Raw genomic sequence first — 3,345 nt, forward strand, 5'->3', positions numbered from 1 at the left:
GACGACGGGTCGGCCGGGGCGGAGGAGGCGTCGGCCGGGGCGGACGGGGTGGCGGTGCCCGGCTTCTTGCCCTTGTTGGCCGCGGCGACCCACTTCTTCAGGTTCTCCGGGGAGATCTGCTCGTCGCCCTTGCTCGGGAAGACGGACTCCCCGTTGAGCAGCACCGTCGGCGTGCCCTGGAAGCCGCCCTCGCGGAACGCCGTGTCGGACTTCTTCACCCAGCTGTCGTGCTCGCCGTCCTCCACACAGCCGCGGAAGCCCGGTGTGTCGAGCCCCTCGACCTCGCCGGCCAGCTCGATCAGCCGGCTGTTCTTGCCGAAGGCGTCGTCCGGCTCCGGAGGCTGGTTGGCGAAGAGCACGTCGTGGTACGGCGCGAACTTGCCGGCGTCCTGGGCGCAGGCGGCGGCGTTGGCGGCGCGCAGCGACCCGGTGCCGCCGAGGTTGCCGTCGATGATCGTGGCCAGGTGGTACTCCACCTTGACCTGGCCGTCGTCCGCCAGCTCCGTGATGGTGTCCCGGAAGGCGGTCTCGAACTGGGCGCAGACGGGGCAGCGGAAGTCCTCCCAGATCGTGAGGGTGGACGGGGCGTCGGCGGCGCCGACCGGCAGCGTCAGGGCGTCCTCGCCGATCGCGCCCGAGGGCGCGACCGCGGGGCCGGAGGCGGTGTCGTCGTCGCCGCCCTTGCCCGCGTTGGCCGCGATCAGGCCGACCACGGCGGCCAGGGCGAGCACCCCGACCACCGCCGAGGCGACGATCAGTGTCCGGCGGCGCTTCTCGCGCCCCTTCTCCCGCTCGCGCTGCTGGGCCAGGCGCTCACGCGCGCTTCTGTTTCCCTCAGGGATCTTGTCGCTCACACCCGGGGAACGAACCGGGGAGGCGCCTCCGCGCCTCCCCGGTCCACAATCCACCCATTCGGGTGATTCAAGGGCTCAGTGCTTTCGAACACCCTTGGCCAGTTCGCCCGCCAGGGAGCGGACGGCGGCGAGACCGGCGGCCTCGTCGGGGGCGTCCAGCATGGCCTTGACGAAGGCCGAGCCGACGATCACGCCGTCCGCGAACCCGGCGACCTCGGCGGCCTGCGCCGCGTTGGAGACGCCGAGGCCGACGCAGACCGGGAGGTCGGTGGTGGCGCGGGTACGGCCCACCAGGTCCTGGGCCTGGGCGCCGACGGAGGCGCGCGTGCCGGTGACGCCCATCAGGGACGCGGCGTAGACGAAGCCGCTCCCGGCCGCCGTGATGGTGGCGAGGCGGGCGTCCTGGCTGCTGGGGGCGACGACGAACACGGTCGCGAGGCCGTGCTTGTCGGCGTGCTCGCGCCACAGCGCGGACTCCTGGACCGGCAGGTCGGGCAGGATGCACCCGGCGCCACCCGCCTCGGCCAGCTCGGCGGTGAAGCGCTCGACGCCGTAGCGGTCGATGGGGTTCCAGTACGTCATGACCAGGATCGGGACGCCGGTGGCCTCGTGCGCCTCGCGGACCGTGCGCATCACGTCGGCGATCCGGACGCCGCCGCGCAGGGCGATGTCGTCGGCGGTCTGGATGACCGGCCCGTCCAGGACCGGGTCGCTGTGCGGGAGCCCGATCTCGACGATGTCCGCGCCGCCCGCGATGGCGGCCTTGACCGCTTCGATGCCGCCGTCGACGGTCGGGAAGCCCGCCGGGAGGTAGGCGATGAGCGCCGCCCGGCCGGCGGCCCTGGTGGCGGCCAGGGTGGTGTTCAACAGCTCGATGTTGCCGCTCACTTCGCGTCCCCCTCGATCTCGGCGCGGTCGCTGTCGGCGTCCGCTTCGACGGCGGCGTCCGTGTCGTAGAGCCCGAAGTAGCGGGCGGCGGTGTCCATGTCCTTGTCGCCGCGGCCGGACAGGTTGATCAGGATCAGCCCGTCCTTGCCGAGCTCCTTGCCGAGGTCCAGGGCTCCGGCGAGCGCGTGGGCGCTCTCGATGGCCGGGATGATCCCCTCCGTGCGGGACAGCAGGCGCAGGGCCCGCATGGCCGCGTCGTCGGTGACCGCGCGGTACTCGCCGCGCCCGACGTCCTTGAGGTACGCGTGCTCCGGGCCGATGCCGGGGTAGTCCAGTCCCGCCGAGATGGAGTACGGCTCGGTGATCTGGCCCTCGTCGTCCTGGAGGACGTAGGAGCGTGAGCCGTGCAGGATGCCGGGCTCCCCCGCGGTGAGGGTCGCCGCGTGCTCGCCGGTCTCCACCCCGTGCCCGGCGGGCTCGCAGCCCACCAGGCGGACATCGGCGTCGGGGATGAAGGCGTGGAAGAGGCCGATGGCGTTGGAGCCGCCGCCGACGCAGGCGACCGCCGCGTCCGGGAGGCGGCCCGCGCGCTCCAGGATCTGGCGGCGGGCCTCGACGCCGATGACGCGGTGGAAGTCGCGGACCATCGCCGGGAAGGGGTGCGGGCCCGCGACCGTACCGAAGAGGTAGTGCGTGCGGTCCACGTTGGCGACCCAGTCGCGGAACGCCTCGTTGATGGCGTCCTTCAACGTCCGCGAGCCGGACTTCACGGCGACGACCTCGGCGCCGAGCATCCGCATCCGGGCCACGTTCAGCGCCTGGCGCTCGGTGTCGATCTCACCCATGTAGATGGTGCATTCGAGGCCGAAGAGGGCGCAGGCGGTCGCGGTGGCGACGCCGTGCTGGCCGGCTCCGGTCTCGGCGATGACACGGGTCTTGCCCATGCGCTTGGTGAGGAGGGCCTGGCCCAGCACATTGTTGATCTTGTGCGAGCCGGTGTGGTTCAGGTCCTCGCGCTTGAGGAAGATCCGGGCGCCGCCCGCGTGCTCGGCGAAGCGCGCGACCTCGGTCAGCGCGCTGGGCCTGCCCGTGTAGTCGACCATGAGCGCGCCCAGCTCGGCGGCGAAGGCGGGATCAGCCTTGGCCTTGTCGTACTCGACGGCGACCTCGTCCACGGCGGCGACGAGCGCCTCCGGGATGAACTTGCCGCCGTACGCGCCGAAATAGCCCTCGGCGCTGGGAATCAGACCCTCGGGGTCCGGAATGAAGAATTCGGACGTCATGCGACGTGCTCCTTGGCATGGCAACGAGTGGGTTCACCGGATGCGCGGAGGGGCGGGCGCCACCGCGACCGGCTTGCGGTCGCGGCGGTGCGGTCGAACGTACGAGAAGAGACGACGGGTGGTGCGGTACGTCGGCCGGGGCTCGCCTACAGCGCGGACCCCGGGCGCCATCGCATCCCGTTCACCTGGCCCGGCTCGTCCCCGATGACGTAGCGCACGCGCCGGCCGTGCACGCGCCGGGCGGGGGCGCGGCAGCCGCGCGGGCGGCACCCGCGCGCCAGCGCCTGTCTCTTATACACATCTCTGAGCGGGCTGGCAAG

Annotated in this window: 4 protein-coding genes; all 4 read right to left on the minus strand. The window is 72.5% G+C overall.

The window, feature by feature from the left end:
- The coding region (locus CR470_RS36800) for a DsbA family protein (protein WP_107489545.1) at window positions 1-854 on the minus strand (854 nt) is incomplete at its 3' end.
- 75 nt (window positions 855-929) lie between these two features.
- Window positions 930-1,742 carry a tryptophan synthase subunit alpha gene (gene trpA / locus CR470_RS36805; protein ID WP_097872036.1) on the minus strand — a complete coding sequence of 271 codons (813 nt, stop codon included), beginning with the start codon at window positions 1,740-1,742 and terminating at the stop codon, window positions 930-932.
- The gene (gene trpB / locus CR470_RS36810; protein ID WP_097872038.1) at window positions 1,739-3,025 is read right to left on the minus strand and encodes a tryptophan synthase subunit beta; all 1,287 of its coding nucleotides are present in this window, start codon (window positions 3,023-3,025) and stop codon (window positions 1,739-1,741) included. Before trpB ends, trpA begins: the two co-directional genes overlap by 4 nt.
- A 146-nt stretch (window positions 3,026-3,171) precedes the next feature.
- The gene (gene trpM / locus CR470_RS41405; protein ID WP_373561472.1) at window positions 3,172-3,324 is read right to left on the minus strand and encodes a tryptophan biosynthesis modulator TrpM; all 153 of its coding nucleotides are present in this window, start codon (window positions 3,322-3,324) and stop codon (window positions 3,172-3,174) included.
- Window positions 3,325-3,345 lie beyond the last annotated feature (21 nt).

The sequence above is a fragment of the Streptomyces sp. rh34 genome (genome assembly GCF_002551245.1).
Classification (GTDB): Bacteria; Actinomycetota; Actinomycetes; order Streptomycetales; family Streptomycetaceae; genus Streptomyces.

Bases quoted from the DNA above. Each gene is read 5' to 3' on its own strand.
- trpB (WP_097872038.1), bottom strand. From the start codon at position 3,025: ATGACGTCCGAATTCTTCATTCCGGACCCCGAGGGTCTGATTCCCAGC.